Below are 23,177 nucleotides of genomic sequence, written 5' to 3'. Positions count from 1 at the left end.
ACGATAAAATAAGCAGTAAAACGGGGTAGATCAATAGTCAAAAATTTTGAACATCGTTTATTTTTTACGATAAATCTTCCATACGCCATTGTCTGCCAGCGGATTGCTATAAGCATCGTTACGGCGTTTCCGCGGGGTCTGACGACTGTCGACGATTTTAAAATCAGGTAGGGCATGAACGATAAGCCCCGTGCGGTAAAAGCGTACGCGCTCAGGCTCTAGCATCTCGCCCTTGGTATCGCGGCAAAATACATATGCGCGCAAATCAATAAATTCACGATGCGCCACCAAACGTGCCTCATCATCATTGTCAAATACGGCACTCATACGGGCGATTTCATCGGCACTATAATCGCCACATTTATCGGTCAGCGCTCCGACCGAGCCAAAACTTTTGGATTCTTTGGCGCGGGTCTTGGTCAGATGTAACCTTTGCACATGATAAATAAACTGCGGTATCTCAAGGCTGGCGGGCAAAGGCAAATAGTCGGGTGGCAGATTGGCCGCCGGATAAAATGCCATCGCGCGCTCAAGCAGACTGTGCCAACGCTGCTGATAAGCTTGGACTTCGGCTAAATTGCCTTCATAAATCGGCATATCACGAATTTGCCGCAAAATATCAGGCGGAAACTGCTCATCTCGAAAGCTGGCAATATCTTCTTGCAGCGTCGATAGCAATGCTTTGGCATGCTTTTTACCCTCGCTTGAGATAGGGTCATCAATGTAGCTTGGAGCAACGAAAGGAGCTGAGCGTCTTGACATGGCAGAAAATAATCCAGTAGTGGCAAATTGGGCGTTTCAGCTTTAAGTATACAGAATTTAGATAAAAAATATGGCGACGCGGCCAAATTTCCCATGATTTTTAACATCCTATTACAATGAAAAAAGTCGCCTGATATAAGCTTGTTTAAAATTAACTCTCTTTCTTAGGCGCTTTTTTTATGGATAATGGCTCTAAATACTTCCTAAATCATCATAATCGGCGGAGCTTCTTAAGAATTTTTAGTAGAGTGATTTTAAAAATTACCGGTGCAGGATTGGCGCTAGTATTTGGATTTTGGTTGCTACTGGCGTCAAATATGGGACCGGTTTATCTGCCACAGTTTATGGACGGCGCGCTAGATTTTTGGATTCGCATGACGCTGTTGGGGCTGGGGCTAAGTATTTGGCTCATAACAGCAGTTTGGTTCATTTGGTTTGTGCTGCGTTATAGCCATTACTTGATAAAGTACTATTTGACAAAACGTCGCTTATAAATGAAACATAAATAGACGACGTTTTAATGGATAGTTGGTTTTAATGGATGGTTAGTTTTAATTGATTGTTATAAGAAGGGCACTGTTTTTGATATGTCGTATCTGGCTTATTAATGGCTAATGTTTAAAGTTTAGTGTCTTAGAAATCTTACCTAAAATCATGCCTAATGGTTGTGACCAATATGACTATTGCTATTAGTCGCCTGCTGGGAGATATCGCAGACTAAGGCGTCGCTATGGGTTTTGGTTTGCGGATGCGCTAAGCTTTCAACCTGTATCGTTGCGTGATGAATATCAAGCTCAAGAAGGCTCTGCTCTAAACTGGCAATCAAGATACTCGATTCATAAATACTCATTTCACCATCGACGACCACGTGACAAGATAGGGCGTTGAGACCGCTGGTGATACTCCAAACATGTAGGTCATGGACTTTTTGGACTTGTGGATGGGTAAGTAGTTTATCTTCGACCTCTACCAGTGAGATGCCTTCTGGCGTGCCTTCCATCAAGATATGTACCGAATCACGTACCACGCGATAACCACTAAATAAAATCAATATGGCCACAATGACCGACGCTGCCGCATCTGCCCAAACCCAGCCAAAGCTCATCATCAAAAGCGCGGCAACGATAGCGGCAACCGAACCCATTAAGTCACTTAATACGTGCAAATAAGCACTTTGCATATTTAAATTAACTGGTGCTTTAGCTTCAGTTTGTCCATCTTGCTGTGCATGGTTGTCGCCATGGTTATGATTATGTGCATGCCCATGCGTATCAGTGCCGCGACTGCCGCGATGCATCAGCCAAGCGACCACAATATTGACCAGCATACCAATGGTCGCAACGATAAGCATCCCTTGGGTCGCAATCTCAGGCGGCGAGTTAAAACGTTTAATCGCCTCATAAAAAATCATGATGGCAATAATAACCAGCGTTGCACCATTGACCGTCGCCACCAAAATCTCAAAGCGTTTATAGCCAAAGGTTTTTTGATGGGTGGCCGCTTTTTCACCAATTTTAAAGGCCATTAACGTCGCGCCAAGCGCTACCGCGTCACTGAGCATATGACCAGCATCAGACAGCAGCGCCAAACTACCCGTGAGCCAGCCGCCAATGGCTTCGACAAACATATAGCCTGTAATGATGATAAAGCTAAACAGCAAAGTGCGCTGATAACCCTTGGTATCGCGCGGTGCAACCGTCTCTTCTAGATGCTCATCGTGGTCATGATGGTGTTGATTATCCTTGGTATACCTGTCTTGAATATTACTATTATCTGCATGATTTTGAGCATGTTTATGGGTATCAATCGCCGCATTCTGATGAGAATGGTCATGTTGTTTAGATTTCGGGCGCTCTTGATTCATAACAATACTCGGGATAATAAAAGGTGAAATAGAGGATTTATAGTCAAAATATCCTAAAAACGCGACGGTATGGCTGATATCAATTTTTTGTAGCCTCTGTCTGCGCAGGCACAGCAAGCAAGAAAAATTGATATCAGCAGTGCGTGATGTATCGATATTACTTTTCACTCGCTATATAAAGCTTTGATTGCTTATAAAGTTGGGCTTGCGATGCATAACCAGACAGTTATAGAGAATTTAGCACATTTACTAAAGGCTTGCTGTATCTAGGCAGTAAACGATATAAGGCGAATTTTGGCTAGCGTTCTTTATTGACGCTAATGTATAGAATGACGATTAAAACTGGCGCGGTGTATTCTAAGATTGAACGTTTACCAGCCGACAGGGTCGATATCTAAGGTCAGTTTTAGATATTTGGCGCTTGGCAAAGCAAGTACAGGTTGCCACCAGTGATTGAGTACCCTATGTAATTGCTGTCGGTCTTTGCCTAATAGCAGTAATTGCGCGTGGTAGCGGCTGTTCTTTTTACTCATCGGCGCATCGATAGGGCCGAGAACAGCAAGATTATGAGCGTTTGGAAGAATACCAACGGCATCTTTTAGCGCTTGCGTGGTGGCAGCTAACGTTTTACCTTCGCAGCGTATTAGGGCAGCATAACTATGCGGCGGCAAGCCCATCATTTTACGCTCTTGCAATAGCTCACGTGCGAATGATAAGTAACCGTCTTTTACCAATTTTAATAACAGCGCATTATCAGGTTGCAGCGTTTGAATAAGCACGCGCCCCGATTTGTCCCCGCGACCAGCACGGCCTGCCACTTGAATCATGAGCTGGGCGGTATGCTCCGGCGAGCGAAAGTCGGCGGACAAAAAACCGCGATCGGCATTAGGCAAGCAGACAAGCGTGACGTTGGGAAAATGATGACCTTTGGCGACCATTTGCGTACCGACTAAGATGGCAGGCTTGCCTTCATTGATACGCTGATAAATATTCTCCCAGCTGTCTTTACGTCTGGTGGTATCGCGATCGATTTGGATAATAGGATACAGCGCTTTACTGGTTTGCGGATTGGCAAAAATTGCATGCAAATTTTCACTTAGCCTCGTCGTTCCGATACCTTTGGCGTCCAAATTTTGACTACCACAATCAGGGCAAACCGTCGGAATATAGGCCTGCCAGTCGCAGTGATGACACTTTAAATAAGAGCTGTTTGAATAGGAATTGGATTGCGATTGGCTATTATAATGCACGGTTAAATGCGCATCACAGCGCGGGCAATCGGCTTGCCAACCGCACGCTTCGCAGAGCAAAACTGGCGCATAGCCGCGGCGATTTAAAAATATCAATACTTGGTCGCCCGCTTCTAGCGTTTGCCGTATCGCGCCGATAAGCGCGTCGGTCAATCCGGTATCATAACGTGCACCGTCGTCTGTCGTCTGTTGATGGGTGCTTTGCTGGCGCGCGTCAATCAGCTGCATGGTTGCAGGTTTGGCGTTACCAGGGCGAGTTTGCAGTTGGTATTCGATAAGCTTGCCATCATCGACCAGTTTTAGATGTTCAAGCGAAGGCGTCGCAGTACCAAGTACGACGGGAATATTGGCTTGGAGTCCGCGATACAGCGCGACGTCAGCGGCATGATAGCGCAGCGTGTCTTGCTGTTTATAAGAACCATCATGCGCTTCATCGACGACAATTAAGCCCAAATTCGCAAACGGATACAGCACCGCCGAGCGTGTACCGATGATAATTTGCGCGTGACCAGTACGGCAATCTTGCCAACCTTGCAGGCGGTGGGTATTGTTCATACCCGAATGTAATAAGACTATATGAGCGGCAAAGCGACTGGCAAAGCGCGCGCGCGTCTGCGGCGTCAATCCAATCTCTGGCACTAGTATCAAAACTTGTTTGCCCGCTTCCAAGACCGCTTGCATCGCTTGCAAGTAGACTTCAGTCTTACCACTACCGGTAATGCCATTTAATAAAAACCCCGTATATTGCTTATTTTCATGCGCAGCAATAATGCCATCGACGGCAAGCCGTTGCTCCTCATTTAGGTCAAGCGGCATTTTTGCTAAAGTAACGGGCGCGGGCGCAGATTTCGCTTCAATATAGCGCTCGATAAGCCCTTTTTCTTCTAGCATCTTTAAGAAGGGTCGCTGCATACCTTCTAATAATAGGACGTCTTCACTAGCGCCGTGCTCACCGTGTAGCTTAAGCATCTCAAACTGCTGCTTTTGTTTTTTGGCATTGCTATGAAAGTCAGCATCAGTGACGTGCGGTAAAATCCGCCAATGGGTAGTGAGTAAATCCAGCGGCTTACCTTGGCGTACGAGGGTTGGCAACATCACCGCTAACACGTCACCGAGCGGATAGTGGTAATAACGCGCCAGCCAATGCGCGAGCTTTAGCATATTGCTGTCTAAAATGGGCTCAGCATCTAAGCATTTATTAATAGGTTTGAGCTTATTCGTCGGTACGTCGCTAGCCGCTTCCTCAATATGAGCAATGACAATACCGATTAAGGTTTGACGACCAAAAGGTACCTCAACACGGCTACCAATCGCTGGTAGCGCCATGGCAGCGCCATTTGCTAATGTCGGCGTGTTTGCCGGCAAGCGGTAGTCAAATACCCGATAAAGGGGCACGGGCAGGGCAACTTGTAGCAACATAACTGGGCTTCGCAGTCTTTTATCGAATGAATAGAGGATAGAAACAACAACGCAAATCTAAACAGGCACAGACAAATAAGCTTAGCATGAAGCTAAGCTTATTATCATTTACTATAAACCAGTAATGCTCAGGAATGCTCAATAATCGTCTTATTCAATATACATGATAGATTCGATTTCAACCACACCGCCTTTAGGTAGCGCCGCTACTTGTACGGCAGCGCGGGCAGGATATGGCTCGCTTAAGTTGGCGATAAATACGTCGTTTAGCGCGGCAAAGTCATTTAAATCGGTTAAAGAGACGTTGAATTTAACCACATCATTTAAACTGCCACCGGCTGCCTCACAGATGGCTTTGATGTTTGCAAATACTTGCTTAGCTTGTGCTTCAAAGCCTTCTTTTAGCTCCATGGTATCAGGGTCAAAGCCCAGTTGACCGGAAATATAAACAGTATTGCCTACTTTTACCGCTTGTGAATAGGTGCCAACGGCGGCTGGCGCTTTATCGGTTTGAATGGTTTGACGGGTCATATGATTTCCTTATGATGTTTTTGATGTTTTTTGGTTAAAAAATTGGCCAAAAAATTTCAGGCGATATTAAATGCTCAATATTGAATGGATTTAAAAGGGATAGATTTTAACATGTATTTTAACGGCTTTTATAATTGATAAAGCCTAATAATATTAGGGAAGCCAAGTAGCGAACGCAACTCGCGAATGCCTTGCGCTAAATGATTGCGACTACGCACGACGATATGAATAATGGTGTCGCTGCTACGCACGTCGACCTTTTCGACCCCGATATTTAACTGGCGCAGATGATAAATCACTTCACTGATTTGCTCGTCGCTTAGAGCAATAGATAGTTTTAAGTAAGCAGGGAAGCGGATTTTGCTGTTATGTTCCCCGGATGAGTCGCCTTGCTTAATGGCTTTATCATTGCGCCAGCGCAGTTGGATAACTTGATAAGGATTGTCTTTACGGATATCGTCTAACGAAAAGCACTTATGGCGATGCACAACCAGACCATGACGTGATAAATGGCCAACGATAGGGTCGCCATAAATCGGATGACAACAATTGGCAAAATCAAGCTCAACGCCTGAAGCGTTGACAATCAATTGTTGCGGTTGGGTCATATCATCAACGCTTTCTTGCGATTGCATATCACTGACTTCATCGCTAAACAAACGGGTGACCACCAGTTGCGGCAGCAGCGTGCCCGAGCTGATTTGCTCAAACAGCGCATTTTTTTCTGTTAGACCCCGCCATTCGGTCAGGTTTTTCCAATCGCTTTCGGTCAAATCATCGAGGCTTTTCTGATAGGTTTTTAGCGCGCGGTCTAAAGCCTCTCTGCCATGATGCTGTTTATCTGCAGGCGATAAGTCTTTAAACCAACGTAAAATCTCCACGCGGGCTTTATTGGTCACCACAAAGCCGAGCCATTCCGCTTTTGGTTCAGAATGACTGCTGACTTCAATCTCGACCAACTGCCCGTTTTTCAGCACCGTACCGAGTTTTGCATGTTTGTTGTCGACATTGGCACCGACCGCAACATTGCCAACCATAGGGCCGACGGCGTAAGCAAAGTCTAGGGCTGTGGCACCTTGTGGCAGCTCATAAGCGCGGCCTTGCGGACTGTAGCAGATGATTTTACTCGAGTGTAAATAATCCATCAGCTCATTAATAGTAGAAACGGCCGCGGAGAAATCAGGGCTATCGGCATCTAACGTGTCTTCGTCAACCAAGTCTTTCATATTACGCAGTGATGCTTGAATAACCGACTGGCTGACATCGGAGGCGTGTTCGGCACCAATAACGCCAAGCCTTGCCGCGTTTTGCATTTGCTTGGTTAAGATGGTGACTTTAACAAAATCATTGTCACGCTCATAAATAAGGGTGAGCGACTGATTGCCACCGGGCAGTGGACGACGAATGTTATCAGCGATATGACTGTCATCAATCTGGTATTTTTTAATGAGATAATAAGCAAGCTTGTCACAAGCTTCGATGTTATCAAGCACAATTTCAAACGCATAGTGGCGCAGTAGTGCATTGATTTCACCGCGATTACGGAAAAACTGCCGGAAGATAACGACGCGATTGTCTAAAACTTTGACCATGCCATTCAGATCAAGGTTGTTTAGCACAATGCTCAAGTAGCGATGAATGGCTTCTCTTTGAAAATTACGCCCAAGTCCATGTTGCAGCAGCTTATCAGACAGCTTGTTATACATATCAGAATCAAGATTACGATAACACAGCACTTCGATATAATCGGCAATGTCATTGAGACCCATCAAGCGCGCAAAGGGTACATAAAAATCCAAGGTTTCTTGCGCGGTGGTGCGCTGTTTTTCGGGACGTACCGCATCGAGCGTCGACATATTGTGCAAGCGGTCAGCCAGTTTAATAATCAAGACGCGCGGATCGGCAAGGGTGGCGGTCAAGATTTTATGAAAGGTGGCGGCTTTGTTTTCTTGCTTGTTATGGGTTGATGATTTTAATTTGGTCACGCCATCGACCAGTCTGGATACTATTTTACCGTAACGCTGCTCAATATCCTCAGCGGTAACCTCGGTATCTTCTACCGTATCATGAAGGATGGCCGCAATAATGGTATCGCGATCCAAGCGAAAGCCTGCCAATATTTCGGCGACGGCAATCGGATGCGTGATATAAGGCTCCCCTGATTTGCGCTTATCTTTGATATGCGCTATATCACCGAACTCACAGGCATCAATAATATCACTACGTTCAGCCGCAGTGAGATAACCTACTGAGCGCAGCAGGTTGTATTGAGCATCATCAACTAAAGGATGACTGAGTTTGGGCAAGGTTTGAGTCATAAGGTGGTAATCCTATTTTCCAATACCTATTTATCAGTTCAGGACGGTTCGTCGGCTACGGACTTTTAATGGGTTTAGGACTGTTGGGTAAATGATAGCTGGATGAATAAGCGGCGGTTATGCAAAAGAGTAAGCTATTAGGTCAAAGCATACTAACTTAAAACGCACAAAGCGAAAAGAGGGCAGACCACCCTCTAATTAATCGTAAATCGTTCTCAATGTCAACTCTTATGCGCGTAAGTTTGGCAGAAAATAAAAAATTCTACCTGAGTGGTATGATTTTCGCTATAAGTGGTCGCAATAATTGGCAAGCGTTTGGTGTTATCAGTCGTTTCATAACCAAAAAACCACAGCCGACGCTGTGGTTCTTATCTTTTCGCAATGTCAGCACAGAATAAAGTGGTCGTGCTTATTGCTAAAAGTTAGGTTTTACTAAAAACTGCTCTGTATTAAAAGCTATGATCGCCCGACAAAGCCAAATCTAATGAGCTTGTCGCAAAGTTATGCTCTGGCTGATTTAAAATATCACGGGTGATTTTGCCGGCAGCAATTTCACGTAATGCCAAGACCGTAGGCTTGTCGTTATCGACGTCAACCATCGGCTCAGCGATACCCTTGGCCAATTGACGGGCGCGCTTACTGGCGACCAAAATCAGCTCAAAGCGATTATCAACATTATCCAAACAATCTTCAATCGTCACTCGTGCCATAAATAGCTACCTCGGTTGTTTTTATCAGTCACGGCGCTTGTCCGTCACTCAATAAAAATAATATCAAAAATATAAAAGGGGGATAGTTGGACATTATAGCATTTTTTGCTTAGGCGCGTAGTTGCTTTTTATATCTGCTGTTAGTTATACGAAAATCGAGATTTTTTACTTTTAAGCTTTCTTTCCCCTAGGTTTTCTTTGCTTATTCGTCGACTTGGCTATTTAGCAAATTGGCAATAGTGCGATGATAGCGCTGCTGCTGGCGTTTAAGGGTTTGTCTGTCGGCGACGATAATGGCTTTTAGTTCGGTTAACGCCACTTCAAAATTGTCATTAATCACCACAAAATCAAAATGTACATATTGCGCCATCTCCGTGACCGCGCCCGCCAAGCGTTGCTCGATGACTTCCATGGTATCCTGCGCACGCGTCGATAAGCGCTGACGTAAGGTCGCTAAACTTGGCGGCAAGATAAAAATCATCGTCGCATCGGTAAATATCTTTTTCACTTGTAGCGCGCCTTGCCAATCAATCTCAAGGATAACATCGACGCCTGCCTCCAGCTGCGCGCGCACGCTTTGCTCTGAGGTGCCATAATAATTGCCAAACACTTCGGCATGCTCTAAAAACTTGCCTTCGCCGATAGCCGTGACAAATTTATCAACGTCGGTAAAATGGTAATGCTGACCATCAATCTCGCCGGGACGCGGCGCGCGCGTGGTGTGCGATACGCTAACGGTCAAGTCGTTGGTGGTGGCCAGTAGCTGTTTGACCAGTGAGGTTTTGCCCGTGCCTGAGGCGGCGGTAATAATAAATAATGAACCTGTCATACGGTTTTTCCTAATGGATGGTTTGCTAATGTAAGGTGCCACAATGGAATAGGTACTAGTAAAGTGTGCGCTAATAAAAAGCTAAAAACGGCGCAAATAAGTGTTGAGCTGGTAAAAACAAAAAACGCCATCAAGTATGGCGCTATAGAGTTGTATTGATTTCTCATCGATACGTCATTATAAACTGCTTGGCGCGCTTTTATTTAATTCGCGCAAGCTTTTTAGCACTTAATCTTATTTATTGTCTGTTTTTGCATTAAAAGGCGCTGTGTCAATGAACGTTAATGCTCAGTTGATTTGAAACATGGCTATTTTCAAAGGCAATGAAAGCAAATTATGCTAAAGTAGAGCATGGATGTTATCCCAAGTTTTGAGGTTAAGCAGTTTGACGTTGAGCTGTAACCATAAATTATCTAATGATAGGCCCTCTTATGCAAATTTATCTTGCCAATCCACGTGGATTTTGTGCTGGTGTGGATCGCGCGATTGCGATAGTGAACGAAGCATTGACACGTTTTGAGCCACCCATTTATGTGCGTCATGAAGTCGTGCATAACAAATTTGTGGTCTCAGATTTGGCCAATCGCGGCGCGGTTTTTGTCGAAGAGCTGCACGAAGTGCCGGATGGTTCAATCGTGATTTTCTCGGCGCATGGTGTCTCAAAGGCGGTCGAAGATGAAGCAGAGCGCCGTGATTTGACCGTATTCGACGCCACTTGTCCGCTGGTCACTAAGGTACATATCGAGGTGGCTCGATTTGCCCAAGACGGTATGGATGCGGTATTAATTGGTCATGCAGGGCACCCTGAAGTTGAAGGCACTATGGGGCGCTTTAATCGTCGCCACGGCGGGCAAATTCATTTGGTCGAAAATGAAAGCGATGTTGAGGCTTTAAATGTGCAAAACGCTGAACATTTGGCCTTTGTAACCCAAACGACTCTTTCGATGGATGATACCGCGCGCGTTATCGATGCGCTGCGTGAAAAATTCCCCAGTATTCAAGGCCCACGCAAAGACGATATTTGCTATGCCACCCAAAACCGCCAAGATGCGGTCAAAGATTTAGCTGGTCGTTGTGAAGTGGTGTTGGTGGTTGGTTCGCCAAACTCGTCAAACTCTAATCGCTTGCGTGAGTTGGCTGAGCGTATGGATTGCCGTGCCTATCTGATTGATAACGCTACTGAGATGGATAGAAACTGGTTTGATGGCATTCAAAGTGTTGGCGTTACTGCTGGCGCGTCTGCACCTGAGATATTAATCCAAGAAGTGCTACAACAATTGCAAGATTGGGGCGGAGATTTACCAAGTGAGTTGTCAGGTATCGAAGAAAACGTGACCTTTAGCTTGCCAAAAGCACTACGAATCCCGGTTACGCAAGTAGGTAAATAGCATGAATAAGCAGAAAAAAGGCTTTGTGTTAGCAGAAGCGACGCTTGCTGAGATTAATAAACAGTTAAAAATTAATCTGTTTACCATCGTTGTGCTGATTGTCATGCTGGTGCTGAACACTGCGCAATTTATGAAAGAGTATAGTCTTTTATATGGCGCGCTTATCGCTGTCATGGCGTTTTTTCTATTTATAATGGCCAAAAGTCGCACCATGCTCATGATGAGAAAGCAACAGCTTACCAAGTAAATGCTAAAGGTAAATTAAATATAACCGTTATTATGAAAAGACCAACCTATTAAAGTGGTCGAGAATACAGCATTAATAAAGAAGATTAGATTAAGGATGTTCATGCCAGCTTATTATCAGTTTATCAAACGCGAACAGCTAGAAGGTGGCGTTAGCGTTGCCCATTATCAGCCAACCAAACATGCACAAGGCGCTTGGAATGAACACGAGCAGCATATGGCGCCAGCCACTGGCCTGCTGACCGCTGAGATTGAAGGTTATGCGCCGCAAGCAAACATGCGTATTGCTCGTATCAGTCTGGATATTTTAGGCTTGATACCGCTTGATGAGTTTACCGTTACCACGCGTTGTATCCGTCCGGGTAAAACGATTGAGCTAATCGAAGCGGTCATGAGCAGTCGTGGCCGTGATACCATTATCGCGCGTGCTTGGCGACTGCTGACCCAAGATACTAGCGAAATTGCCGGACTTGAAGATCAAAAAGCGCTGCATCAGCCTGAGGATTTGCCTGTTTGGGAGGGTATGAAAGGCTGGCCGGGCGGTTTTATCGAAAGCGTTCGCTTGGTTGCTGAGCCTGATCGCTGTGCTGGTCGTGGTATGGTATGGATTACCAATGATGTCGAGATGGTAGAAGGCGAAATGACTGACGATTTGGTACATCTAATGGGGATGGTCGATACCGCCAATGGCGTCGTGCCACGCTTGGGGCTCGGCTTATCAGAATTGCAATGGATGTTCCCCAATACGGATTTGCAAATCCATATGCATCGCGCGCCAAAAGGGCGCTGGCTTGGCATCGAAGCGGTGCAACAATACGGCGATGACGGTATTGGACTGACCAGTGCCGTGCTACATGATGTGCACGGGCCGTTTGGTCGCAGTGAGCAAATCCTGACTATCCGCCCTATGCCGCGTTAATTTTAGCTATTAAATAGCTATGTATTAGATAAGTATGGGTTAAACAACGAGCAACCAAACGTAACGCTATCAAAGCTGCGGTTTGTCCTGTTAAATAGTTATTGAGTTCATAACGTTAGGCTATAAAAATTTTGTTATCTAATTATATAAAGCAAATCGAAAGTATATAGTTAATTGATTATACAAATAATTGAAAATCGGTTGTAATGGAATACCACAACGAGGCAAGGTGATTCAAAACTGCTAGGATGGGTTTTGATAGTGAAGGTTACCTTTCACTTTATCCTTGCAACAACGATAACTAAAGGAATATGGCCATGAACGATATGAGTGATAAAAAATGCCCTTACGATATGACGCCGTTGACCATGAGTAATGGCGCGCCGGTGGTAGACAATGAAAATAGCAAAACCGCGGGCAAACGCGGTCCTCTACTCGCAGAGGACTTATGGCTTAACGAAAAGCTCGCTGATTTAAACCGCGAGGTTATTCCAGAGCGCCGTATGCACGCCAAAGGTTCGGGCGCGTTTGGTACTTTCACTGTCACTAATGACATTACTCAATATACGCGTGCTGATATTTTTAGCGAAGTGGGCAAGCAAACGGAGATGTTTGCGCGCTTTAGTACGGTGGCAGGTGAGCGCGGTGCGGCTGATGCTGAGCGTGATATTCGCGGTTTTGCCCTAAAATTCTATACCGAGCAAGGCATTTGGGATTTGGTCGGTAATAATACGCCAGTGTTCTTCGTTCGTGACCCGCGCAAATTTCCAGATTTAAATAAAGCGGTCAAGCGTGACCCACGTACCAATATGCGTTCGGCGACCAATAACTGGGACTTTTGGACATTATTGCCAGAGTCTTTGCACCAAGTCACCATTACCATGAGCGACCGCGGTATCCCAGCCTCTTATAGACATATGCATGGCTTTGGCTCGCATACTTATAGCTTTATCAATAGCGATAATGAGCGTTTTTGGGTCAAGTTTCATTTCCGTACTCAGCAAGGTATTGAAAACCTAACCGACGCCGAAGCTGCTGAAATTATCGCCTCGAATCGTGAAAGCCATCAAGAAGATTTGCTCAATGCCATCGACAATGGCGACTTTCCGAAGTGGAAAATGTACGTGCAAATCATGCCAGAAACCGATGCCGATAAAGTACCTTACCATCCGTTTGATTTGACCAAGGTATGGCCAAAAGGGGATTATCCGCTGATTGAAGTTGGCGAGATTGAGCTTAATAAAAACTCAGACAATTATTTCTTAGACGTCGAGCAAGCGGCTTTTGCGCCGAACAATCTCGTGACTGGCATCAGTGCCTCACCAGACCGTATGCTACAAGCGCGTCTCTTTAGCTACGCCGATGCTCAGCGTTATCGCGTTGGCGTCAATCACAAGCAGATCCCAGTCAACAAACCTCGTTGTCCGGTGACCAGTAACCACCGCGACGGTCAAATGCGTGTCAATGATAACTATGGTGGTCGTCCACACTATACGCCAAACAGCTTTGAGCAGTGGCAAGATCAGCCGCAGTACGCTGAGCCAGCTTTAAAGATTGATGGCTACGCAGCGCATTACGATTTCCGTGAAGACGATAGTGATTATTTTAGCCAGCCGCGCGCACTGTTTAACCTAATGAACGATGAGCAAAAGCAAGTGTTGTTTGATAATACCGCCCGCGCGATGGGTGATGCGCTTGATTTTATTAAATATCGTCATATTCGCAACTGTAACTGGTGTGATCCAGCTTACGGTACAGGCGTTGCCAAAGCCCTTGGCATGAGCGTTGAAGACGCTATGGCAGCACGTGAGAATGATCCTGCTCGTCATTTACCTAGCTGTTTATAATATCTGTAGAAAATGAAAACGATAGAATTTAGCTGCTCTATATTAAGCATAAAAACACCGCCTTAGGAAACTGGGGCGGTTTTTTTATGCTTAATTATTTTTTTAGCTTAGTTTAGCCTATTTGATCTTGAAATTTTTACCCGTGCCCCTATCTGATTAGGCAGCCTAGCAGTATTTATAGCGCCTTCTTAACAAGCAGATTGGCACAGCTGCTAGTATTTGAAAATTTGTGATTAACGTCTGCTGGTAACAGCATTTTTGGTATCAATAATAGGAGTTTTTATGAGTGAACAGACCCAAGCGGATAATAAAAACGCTAATGACATCAATATTAATAAAGACAGCCCAGAATTAAAAAAACACAGTTTTGAAGCAGAAGTGGCGCAGCTGCTGCATTTGGTGACGCATTCGCTTTATTCTAATGCCGATATTTTTGTGCGTGAATTGGTTTCGAACGCCTCGGACGCTTGCGACAAATTGCGCTTTGAAGCGACGAATGATGACAGTTTGTACGAAGATGATGGCGAGTTAAAGATTCGTATCGCTGTCGATGAAGATGCCAAAACCATTACCTTTATCGATAACGGTATCGGGATGAATGAAGCCGACGCTATCGAAAACTTAGGAACGATTGCCAAATCTGGTACTAAGGCTTTCCTCGACAAATTATCTGAATCGCAAAAACAAGATGGACAATTAATCGGTCAGTTTGGGGTTGGTTTTTATTCAGGTTTTATCGTTGCTGATACCATTAGCGTTGAGTCGCGTAAAGCGGGCGAGCCTGCTGACAAAGGCGTACGCTGGGTTTCAGACGGTACCGGTAGCTTTACTGTTGAGCCAATCACCAAAGAGACGCGCGGTACCAGCATTACTTTGCATCTAAAAGAAGAGTACAGTGAGGGTGAAGATAATTACCTAGACCGCGGTAAAATCAAGCGTTTGGTCAATAAGTACTCAGACCATATCAGCTTGCCAATCCAGATGCGTAAAGAAGTCTGGCAAGAAGATGTGAAAGAAGAGAGCGACGACAGTGACGCGCCAGCAGGCGGTCAGATGGTCTTGACCGATGAATGGGAGACCATTAACAAAGCCAGTGCCTTATGGACTCGCTCAGCATCTGAGGTTGAAGATGATGAATATATCGATTTTTATAAAAACATCACTTATGACATGGATGCGCCGCTGACGTGGACACATAACCGCGTTGAAGGTCGCGTTCAGTATACCCAGCTTTTATATATTCCGAAAAAAGCGCCGATGGATTTATACACGCGTGAGCAGCAGCACGGTTTAAAGCTTTATGTGAAGCGCGTCTTTATTATGGACGACGCTGAGCAATTGCTGCCGATGTATTTGCGTTTTGTGAAAGGGGTGATTGATTCAGCGGATCTGCCACTTAACGTCAGCCGCGAAATTCTACAAGAATCGCGCGATGTCAAATCTATCCGAGATGGTAACGCGCGCCGTATTTTGACCTTGCTGGCGAGCCTTGCTAACAGCGAAGACAGCGATAAACAAGAAAAATTTGCCCAATTCTATAGCGAATTTGGCGATGTGATTAAAGAAGGCCTTGGTGAGGATATGGGCAATCAAGAGCGTATCGCCAAATTGTTGCGTTATGCCACCAGCACCAATGACAAGGTTGAGACCAGCTTTGAAGATTATAAAGGTCGTATGATTGACGGTCAAAAAGCCATCTATTATTTAACGGCTGATAATTTGGCGGCGGCAAAGAATAGTCCACAACTTGAGCTATTTAAGAAAAAAGGCATCGAAGTTATTTTGATGACCAGCCGTGTCGATGAATGGGCGATGAACTTCTTAACCCAATTTGATGGCACGCCGCTACAAAATATCGCCAAAGGTGCGGTTGATTTGGGCGATTTGCAAGATGAGGAAGAAAAGGCAGAAGCTGAAAAAGCGCAAGAGACGATGAAGCCAGTCGTTGATAAGCTAAAAACAGCACTTGGCGCGCGCGCAAAAGACGTTAAAGTCTCAACGCGTTTGGTTGATAGTCCAGCGTGTCTAGTCGTTGGTGAAGGTGAGCTGTCACCGCAGATGATTCAGATGCTGAAGCAAATGGGTCAAGATGTACCAGAGAGCAAACCAACGCTTGAGGTCAATCCTGATCATCCACTGATTAAAAAGTTAGAGAGTAGCGAGCAGTCTGACGACAATTTTGACAAGCTGGCGCAGGTCATTTTTGACCAAGCGTTACTTGCCGATGGCGGTCAACTAGAAGATCCAGCCGCTTATCTAAAACGCGTCAATGAGCTATTGATGCGATAATATTTGCTGTTTAATAAAAAGGAGGTCTTGATTTTAAGGCCTCCTTTTTTAATGGATTGTCGATCAACGTTTAGAGTAATTTTTCGGCAGTTTTTACAAATCAGCCTTATCCTCTTGAGCGACAATCCGTTACAATCGCGATAGATTAGCGAGCTAAAATATTAAGTTAAATTTCTCGCTTTTCAATCCTATTTTATCGTCAAATAATAATAAATTGGCGTTATTTCTCTCGACTGGCTAGAGGTCTAAGTCTTTGTCACTTGCGTCATTAAAAACCGTATCGCTTCAGCGCTTCTCGCTCAATTTCGCGGCCAATATTATTGCTACCTTATGGATGCTGGTCGGGTCGACGCGGGCGTTCTCTTGGGTAAAACCTACCTTTATCCAGTTTGCGGTATTCGCCATATTGGCACTGGGTAGTAATGTCCTATTCTCGTGGTTAGCCGCCGCAAATGGCAGCGTCTTTAATGAGCAAGGATTGGTCAGCTATTTAATTTGGCCGATGATTATTTTGCTCGGCGGTATTATTTTAGCCCGCCGCGCTGGCAATCAAACGCTGGTTTTTGTACCTGTTATTTTATGGCTGGTTGCCGATACGCTATCAGCGTTACTGCAAAGCCTGGTACAGTTTTTTGGCAGCTATGGGTGGTTGCCAAGTTGGAGTTATTCTTTTTTACCCATTTTATTTTTAGTGCTGTTTTTATGGCAAACCCTCGCTTTATTATGGATATTTTTCCGCCGCCTGCGTATTTCTTGGTGGGAGAGAATCATCGTCTTAGTAGGAGCAGTGGCATTATTGACCATTTGGCAGCGCAACGTCGCCGACCAGCCGATATTTAAGCAAATTCCTGTTGAGCCGGTACTAGAAGAAGCGGCTTTATACGAGCAACCGCGATTATTGCAGCAAGCTTTAGACCGTATCGACCCGAGTATACCGGGTAAAAGTGACTGGTATTTTATGGGCGTGGCAGGATTCTCAGACCAAAACGTCTTTCGTTCTGAGATTAATAAAGTGCGTGAGTTGTTTGATGTGCGCTTTGGCACCAGTGGCCATTCGCTGGCATTGATTAATAATAACTATACGTGGCTAGATGAGCCAATTGCGACAAAGACCAGTATTTTGCGCGGGTTAAAAACCATCGGTCAGCAGATGAATGCTGATGAAGATGTGTTATTTCTTACCCTATCGTCACATGGTGATGAGAATATTATTCAACTGGCAAATCCACCATTAGCGATGGATAATTTAGATGCTACGTGGCTGCGTGAAGCGTTAGATGCGTCCGGTATCCGCTGGCGGGTAATTGTGGTGTCGGCGTGCTATTCAGGCTCATTTATCGATGAGTTGGCGTCGCCAACAACGGTGATTATTACTGCCTCCGCCGCTGATAAAATGTCATTTGGTTGCACCAATAGTGCTGAGATGACTTACTTTGGACAGGCCTTCTTTGCGGAGAGCTTGCGCGAAAACACCAGTTTTTCTGATGCCTTTAAAGACGCCGCTTACCGCGTGCAAGAACGTGAGCTTTATATGGGTTTTGAGCCATCAGAGCCGCAGATGGTCATTGGTAGCTTAATGGAAACCGCGCTGCCAGCATTTGAGCAAGTACTGTTTGCTAAAACCCGCCCAGCACTCGCCAATATGACTAATCAGCCGAATTCTGTTAAGGTTACTCAAGCTCCTGATACGGCAAACATAATCGATAATCTGCCTGAAAATGACTAAGGCCTGCTGATAAATTAGATTTATGTCGCTACTAAGGCGCGCTTTTTGAACTTTTAAAATACTACTCGAGTGACCGACTGTCTTTAATTGACTTTACTGAATTACTTGTCTTTAACAGTTTGCTTGCTAATAGTAAGGATGGGCAGTTGTCACTCAGCGCTTATTTCGTCTTGGATAAAAAGGATGTCACTTATGAATAATTCTTATAAACACAGTTTGTCTACCAACTCAAAGATTGAGCAAATCAGCGTCAATCGCTGCTTCGATGGCGAGCAGCATTATTATCGTCATGAGTCCACCGCGACCAAAACGCCGATGACCTTTAGTATTTATCTGCCAGATGAAGCGCTGGCTGGGCGCCGTTGTCCGGCTGTTTTATATCTCTCGGGTTTGACCTGCAATGCCGATAACGTCACCCATAAAGCGCATTTTCAACAAAAATGCAGCGAGCTTGGCATGATATTTATTGCGCCGGATACTTCTCCTAGAAGTCATGACGCACACGAGGTCGCAAACGATGAGCGTTATTTTGTCGGGCAGGGCGCAAGCTATTATGTCGATGCGACGCAAGCACCGTGGGCAGAACATTTTAATATGCAAAGCTATATCGTTGATGAATTATACGATTTACTGCGCTCAGAGTTTCCGATTGATAGTATCGGCATCACAGGCCACTCGATGGGCGGTCATGGGGCGTTACTATTGGGCTTTAAGTTCCCAAGTAAGTTTGTCAGTGTCTCCGCCTTATCGCCTGTTTGTGCTGCCAGTGAGTCGGCATGGGGGCAGGCCGCTTATGCAGAGTACTTCGGCGATGATAAGTCGCTATGGGCGCAAGCGGACGCCTCACAGATGATTGTAGAAGTCGGCCAGCAGTATGCCAGTATTTTGGTCGACCAAGGCGCGGCTGATAATTTTTTAGCAGAAGGTCAGCTGCAAACGCCTAAGCTACAAGCAGCGTGTGACAAGGCCAAGCAGCCATTGACGTTACGCTATCAAGCCGGTCATGACCACAGCTATTACTTTATCCAAACAGTGATTAATGACCACATCGAACACCACTGGCGTATGGCGCAAATGGGCTAAGCCTGTCCAATAATATCTGTCTACAAATAATAGCCGTCTAATAGCTGAGCGTATCGTCTGTCATATAACTTGACAGAGCGTTACGCTGATTATTTAATCAAGCGCCTTTACTGTTATAAAATAGATCGGTACAAAACAGATTGATGCAAAATAGAGCGAGCTTGCCAATAGGCAAAACTTTTTTAAAGGTAAGTTTTATGATGAATAATCTGATAGCGCCATCGAAGACAAATCTGACTAATCGACAGCAGGCGGCTCAATTATCGCTGGCCGCGATGCAAGCGGATATGGCTGATATGAGGGCGGCTTTAAAAAATAAGCAGCAAGCTAATATGGTTCAAAAAGATAATGTCAAATCAGAAACTCGCAAAGTAAAGTCAGCTAATGCAGCTAATATTAACGCGCTTGATGCCGTGCAATTATCGCGGGTGATAGAGATGGCGTGGGAAGACCGAACACCGTTTGAAGCGATAGCGCACAGCTACGCTCTAAACGAGACCGCAGTCATCAAGCTGATGCGCCAAGAGTTAAAGCCGTCGTCTTTTCGCCTATGGCGACGGCGTGTCACCAGCCGTGTGACCAAGCATCAAGCAAAGCGTCCGTTTGATGTCGGTCGCGCGTATTGTAAGAGCCAATATAAACCGCGCTAACGTTTTTTTAAAACGGCTCATTTAAAACCAATCGTTTAATAAGTGTAGTATCTAAATACCAATTCCAGTGATTAAAAGCTTTTTTATTAAATGTTTATACCAACCCAAATAGGTAGCTCAACTATGACTAGCCCAGCCAAACCTTATCTTATCGCGCCTTCTATTTTATCAGCTGACTTTGCCAGACTTGGTGAGGAGGTCGAAAAGGTATTGGAGGCGGGCGCTGATGTCATCCATTTTGATGTGATGGACAATCACTATGTGCCTAACCTAACCTTTGGTAGCATGATATGTCAGGCGCTGCGTGACTATGGTATCGAGGCGCCGATTGATGTCCATCTTATGGTATCGCCAGTCGATAGCATGATCGAGCAGTTTTTAGAGGCGGGTGCGAGTATTATCACCTTCCACCCAGAAGCCAGCGCCCATATTGACCGCTCTTTGCAGCTGATTAAAGATAGCGGTGCTGAATGTGGCTTGGTCTTAAATCCAGCAACACCGCTGCATTATTTAGATTATGTGATGGACAAGGTTGACCAAATCTTACTGATGAGCGTCAATCCAGGCTATGGTGGGCAGTCATTTATTGATGGTACCTTAGATAAAGTGCGCCAAGTCCGTCAGCGTATCATTACCAGTGGTCGCGATATTAGACTAGAAGTAGATGGCGGCATTAAAGCGAGTAACATCCGCGCGATTGCCGAAGCGGGGGCTGATATGTTCGTCGCTGGTTCCGCTATTTTTAATCAAGAAGATTATAAATCTGCCATCGACGCTATGCGCGCCGAATTAGCCTTGGCAAATGGTTATTAATCCCCATTTATAACTATTAGTATGAGTGTTAAGGTTATAACGATGGACTCGATAAGCTATATAAAGGTGAAATATGAACACGCAAAAGCCCATTAACTCGTCAGTATCGCCTGAGCCTATAAAAGAAAAACAGTCGCAAGCCCCAAGCTTAGTACCTAAGGGTATCACTATTGGCATGGCAGCTTTTGCCTTGGTGCTTAGTCTCTCTGGTTATGGTTTTCGCCTGCTGATTGGCGATGATGTCGGAGAAGTGCTGCGTCATGCAGCAGTGATAGTGCCAGCCTTTATGATTGGTATTCCGCTATTTTTTTGGCTCGGTTCGCGCATTTTAAATAAGCTCAAAGGTTTGCATATCGCAAGCTGGAACGCTATTAGCTTGGGCTATTTAACCTCTTGTATAGCCATGCTTTGGTTAATGGGCACTTATAGCTAATAATTGGCTGATGTTAGCGCTTTAACATGGTTATCTTTTAAAACTTTGTCTTTATGGCATTCATCGATTTCTACTTTTTAATAAGTCGCGCTTTATGATGCGACTGGACACTTGCTAGTATGGCTACTTCCTCTAAGAAAATCACCGATATTATTTTCCCAAAAGACCTTCCAAACAGTTTGTTTATTTTGCTGATTATCGCCTGTTTGCTCTTAGGCTTATCCTACCTGCGCCATGGTACCGGACTGCAAGGCTGGCTACACGTCTTTGAAAATTGGCTACTCATGTTGCTTATTATTCCAACTGCCACCGCTACCGTAGCTTTACCGTTTAAATATCGCGACCCGTCGCTTGAGCTCAAGCAAATGTATTATCTGGGGATGTTTGTTGCTTTCTTATTTACCTTAGCGAAATTACGCTATTGGCGTTAATAGCGATTTAGCTCGTTCATAAGGTTGATAAGTAGTATTAAATAGCATTTAGGCAAAACACTTACGCGTCAGGCCTTGAATTGTCGGTGCAAAGCGTCCATTGTATAAGTAAGATAGTTTTGCCCGAATATCTGTAAAACTAAGATTTTATAAACGAAGTCAGCGCCTTTTTACAGACATAAAGCGGGATAATAAGGAAAAAATAGATGCCATACGATATTGATAATGAAATAGAAGTAGATAACGATAGTCGCGATCAGTTCGCTGGATTTGCTAAAGAAACCACGCTTGAGTTGGTTGAAGCAGCGGATGGCAAATTGCTGTTACGTGATGCCGAGGAAGAAGAAGCACCGCTGATGACCATCGATTTTTCTGATAAGCTGAAAGAAATACTAGGCAGCGATACCCAAGCGATTGGTCAGCACATGATTCATGCCGCGATTCAGGTCATTATGCAAAAACAGATGAGCCAGTGGCATGCCCATGTCTATGACAAAGAACCCACTCACTATAGCTAAGGCTAAACAGGCTGATGTCTTCTAAATTTATAGCTTCTAAATCTGTAAGAACGAAATATAGTAGCTGGTTAAAATAGTGTATGGTTGAAATGGTTGGTGGGTCAAAAACTGGCAATAAAAAAAGGGTTTATCTATTGATAAACCCTTTTTTTGTTCAAATAATTTAGTGATAAATTATTTGATTTTTGCTTCTTTAAAGATGACGTGCTGGCGTACTTTTGGATCAAACTTTTTGATTTCCATTTTACCAGGCATAGTGCGCTTGTTTTTGGTAGTGGTGTAGTAATACCCAGTACCAGCAGTTGATACTAATTTAATTTTATCTCTCATGATAGCTTTCCTGTAAATGAGGGGTCTTCAAACGATAGGTACGAGTGCAAAAAGGTCAGTTGCTACGAAGAACGTAGCCAAAAAGCAGCTTGGAAGGTGAAAATTATCGACCACTCAAGCTGCTTATCTTAACTTATACTTTTTGACCTTGTGCGCGTAGATCCGCTAACACTTTGTCGATACCAAGTTTGTCAATGATGCGCATACCTTTGGTAGACACACGTAGACGTACAAAACGATTTTCAGACTCTACCCAAAAACGATGGTTATGAAGGTTTGGTAGAAAGCGACGACGGGTTTTGTTGTTTGCGTGCGAAACATTATTACCCACCATAGGGCGCTTTCCAGTCACTTGGCAAACTCTAGACATGGCGAACTCCTAATCTATGAGGTATGAGGGATTCTCATACCAGTCTGGGCAAGTTGCACGTTTTTGCGGCATGGACACAGCAAGCGGCAGCTTTGCACCAAACAAAACTATTATGAAGGTTGAGCTGATATTACTGTCATCTAAAGGCAAATAACAGGCAAACCAATTCAGAAAATTTTAAAGCCGACATTTATACCATAAAACTAATGAATATTCAAATATTTTTATAATAATCGTCGCTTTAAACGATAGCTATTATACCCTGAATTGCGTGTGCTATGTGATTGATTATTTAATACTAAAGTTCGATTTTTGATGGTGTATCAAAAAGTATGCTGGAGTAATAAAGGAAGGGTGACAGCCGAAGCAAGATGATATATTTGAGGTTATGAAGACACAAATACAGATCAATTGCCCCGACTGTCACAGTCCCAGTTTTTCGATACATGGC

General features: G+C 44.6%; 23 protein-coding genes. 14 read left to right on the top strand and 9 right to left on the bottom strand.

The genetic code is table 11. The annotated features are described in order from the left end of the window. Positions 1-57: 57 nt before the first annotated feature. Positions 58-762: a hypothetical protein gene (locus tag CXF58_RS10625; protein ID WP_068403819.1), complete on the bottom strand. Its 705-nt coding sequence runs from the start codon at positions 760-762 to the stop codon at positions 58-60. Positions 763-941: 179 nt separating this feature from the next. On the opposite strand from CXF58_RS10625, the gene CXF58_RS10620 reads away from it, so the two are divergent. Next, positions 942-1,256: a hypothetical protein gene (locus CXF58_RS10620; RefSeq protein ID WP_068403821.1), complete on the top strand. Its 315-nt coding sequence runs from the start codon at positions 942-944 to the stop codon at positions 1,254-1,256. A 164-nt stretch (positions 1,257-1,420) separates the two neighbouring features. On the opposite strand, the gene CXF58_RS10615 is transcribed toward CXF58_RS10620, so the two are convergent. From CXF58_RS10615 to CXF58_RS10600, 4 genes are all read right to left on the bottom strand, one after another. After that, complete coding sequence (locus CXF58_RS10615; RefSeq protein ID WP_068403822.1) at positions 1,421-2,626, bottom strand: cation diffusion facilitator family transporter; 1,206 nt, start codon at positions 2,624-2,626, stop codon at positions 1,421-1,423. A 371-nt stretch (positions 2,627-2,997) separates the two neighbouring features. Continuing rightward, positions 2,998-5,295 carry a primosomal protein N' gene (locus tag CXF58_RS10610; RefSeq protein ID WP_068403823.1) on the bottom strand — a complete coding sequence of 766 codons (2,298 nt, stop codon included), beginning with the start codon at positions 5,293-5,295 and terminating at the stop codon, positions 2,998-3,000. 150 nt (positions 5,296-5,445) lie between these two features. Beyond that, positions 5,446-5,826, bottom strand: a complete 381-nt coding sequence (locus CXF58_RS10605; RefSeq protein ID WP_068403824.1) for a RidA family protein — start codon at positions 5,824-5,826, stop codon at positions 5,446-5,448. Between the two features lie 128 nt (positions 5,827-5,954). Beyond that, the gene (locus tag CXF58_RS10600; RefSeq protein WP_068403825.1) at positions 5,955-8,144 is read right to left on the bottom strand and encodes a RelA/SpoT family protein; all 2,190 of its coding nucleotides are present in this window, start codon (positions 8,142-8,144) and stop codon (positions 5,955-5,957) included. 230 nt (positions 8,145-8,374) lie between these two features. Between CXF58_RS10600 and CXF58_RS13855 the strand changes: the two genes are divergently transcribed. Further along, the gene (locus CXF58_RS13855) at positions 8,375-8,542 is read left to right on the top strand and encodes a hypothetical protein (RefSeq protein WP_180952573.1); all 168 of its coding nucleotides are present in this window, start codon (positions 8,375-8,377) and stop codon (positions 8,540-8,542) included. A 51-nt stretch (positions 8,543-8,593) separates the two neighbouring features. On the opposite strand, the gene rpoZ is transcribed toward CXF58_RS13855, so the two are convergent. Together rpoZ and gmk are read right to left on the bottom strand one after the other, a co-directional pair. Then, positions 8,594-8,854 carry a DNA-directed RNA polymerase subunit omega gene (gene rpoZ, locus CXF58_RS10595; RefSeq protein WP_068403827.1) on the bottom strand — a complete coding sequence of 87 codons (261 nt, stop codon included), beginning with the start codon at positions 8,852-8,854 and terminating at the stop codon, positions 8,594-8,596. Positions 8,855-9,056: 202 nt separating this feature from the next. Further along, positions 9,057-9,683, bottom strand: coding sequence for a guanylate kinase (gene gmk / locus CXF58_RS10590; protein ID WP_068403828.1), 627 nt, complete (start codon positions 9,681-9,683; stop codon positions 9,057-9,059). Between the two features lie 431 nt (positions 9,684-10,114). Between gmk and ispH the strand changes: the two genes are divergently transcribed. From ispH to CXF58_RS10530, 12 genes are all read left to right on the top strand, one after another. Beyond that, entirely contained in the window at positions 10,115-11,071 is a 957-nt protein-coding gene (gene ispH / locus CXF58_RS10585; protein ID WP_068403830.1) for a 4-hydroxy-3-methylbut-2-enyl diphosphate reductase, read from the top strand. 1 nt (position 11,072) lies between these two features. Then, entirely contained in the window at positions 11,073-11,318 is a 246-nt protein-coding gene (locus CXF58_RS10580) for a hypothetical protein (protein ID WP_068403832.1), read from the top strand. Between the two features lie 102 nt (positions 11,319-11,420). Then, positions 11,421-12,236 (top strand): thioesterase family protein, encoded by an 816-nt coding sequence (locus CXF58_RS10575; protein WP_102077476.1) that lies wholly within the window; start codon positions 11,421-11,423, stop codon positions 12,234-12,236. Positions 12,237-12,553: 317 nt separating this feature from the next. Next, positions 12,554-14,083, top strand: coding sequence for a catalase (locus CXF58_RS10570; protein WP_289051341.1), 1,530 nt, complete (start codon positions 12,554-12,556; stop codon positions 14,081-14,083). Positions 14,084-14,365: 282 nt separating this feature from the next. Beyond that, positions 14,366-16,372, top strand: coding sequence for a molecular chaperone HtpG (gene htpG, locus CXF58_RS10565; RefSeq protein WP_227678608.1), 2,007 nt, complete (start codon positions 14,366-14,368; stop codon positions 16,370-16,372). A 253-nt stretch (positions 16,373-16,625) separates the two neighbouring features. Then, positions 16,626-18,098 carry a C13 family peptidase gene (locus CXF58_RS10560; protein ID WP_226928889.1) on the top strand — a complete coding sequence of 491 codons (1,473 nt, stop codon included), beginning with the start codon at positions 16,626-16,628 and terminating at the stop codon, positions 18,096-18,098. Between the two features lie 192 nt (positions 18,099-18,290). After that, a complete protein-coding gene (gene fghA / locus CXF58_RS10555) occupies positions 18,291-19,181 on the top strand; it encodes an S-formylglutathione hydrolase (RefSeq protein WP_068403835.1) in 891 nt (296 codons plus the stop codon). 332 nt (positions 19,182-19,513) lie between these two features. Then, positions 19,514-19,831 carry a TIGR03643 family protein gene (locus CXF58_RS10550; RefSeq protein WP_102077504.1) on the top strand — a complete coding sequence of 106 codons (318 nt, stop codon included), beginning with the start codon at positions 19,514-19,516 and terminating at the stop codon, positions 19,829-19,831. Positions 19,832-19,954: 123 nt separating this feature from the next. Continuing rightward, positions 19,955-20,644, top strand: a complete 690-nt coding sequence (gene rpe, locus CXF58_RS10545; protein ID WP_068403837.1) for a ribulose-phosphate 3-epimerase — start codon at positions 19,955-19,957, stop codon at positions 20,642-20,644. Between the two features lie 73 nt (positions 20,645-20,717). Continuing rightward, complete coding sequence (locus tag CXF58_RS10540) at positions 20,718-21,077, top strand: hypothetical protein (RefSeq protein ID WP_068403839.1); 360 nt, start codon at positions 20,718-20,720, stop codon at positions 21,075-21,077. 119 nt (positions 21,078-21,196) lie between these two features. After that, the gene (locus tag CXF58_RS10535) at positions 21,197-21,508 is read left to right on the top strand and encodes a hypothetical protein (RefSeq protein WP_068403841.1); all 312 of its coding nucleotides are present in this window, start codon (positions 21,197-21,199) and stop codon (positions 21,506-21,508) included. Between the two features lie 206 nt (positions 21,509-21,714). Continuing rightward, the gene (locus tag CXF58_RS10530; RefSeq protein WP_068403843.1) at positions 21,715-22,026 is read left to right on the top strand and encodes a hypothetical protein; all 312 of its coding nucleotides are present in this window, start codon (positions 21,715-21,717) and stop codon (positions 22,024-22,026) included. A gap of 174 nt (positions 22,027-22,200) precedes the next feature. Here CXF58_RS10530 and rpmG read toward each other — a convergent pair whose 3' ends face one another. Together rpmG and rpmB are read right to left on the bottom strand one after the other, a co-directional pair. Beyond that, positions 22,201-22,356, bottom strand: coding sequence for a 50S ribosomal protein L33 (gene rpmG, locus CXF58_RS10525; protein ID WP_010201403.1), 156 nt, complete (start codon positions 22,354-22,356; stop codon positions 22,201-22,203). Positions 22,357-22,489: 133 nt separating this feature from the next. Beyond that, positions 22,490-22,726, bottom strand: coding sequence for a 50S ribosomal protein L28 (rpmB, locus tag CXF58_RS10520; RefSeq protein ID WP_057761372.1), 237 nt, complete (start codon positions 22,724-22,726; stop codon positions 22,490-22,492). Positions 22,727-23,177 lie beyond the last annotated feature (451 nt).

The sequence above is a fragment of the Psychrobacter sp. Sarcosine-02u-2 genome (genome assembly GCF_002836335.1).
GTDB lineage: Bacteria > Pseudomonadota > Gammaproteobacteria > Pseudomonadales > Moraxellaceae > Psychrobacter > Psychrobacter faecalis.
This window is presented reverse-complemented; position numbering and strand designations above follow the sequence as displayed.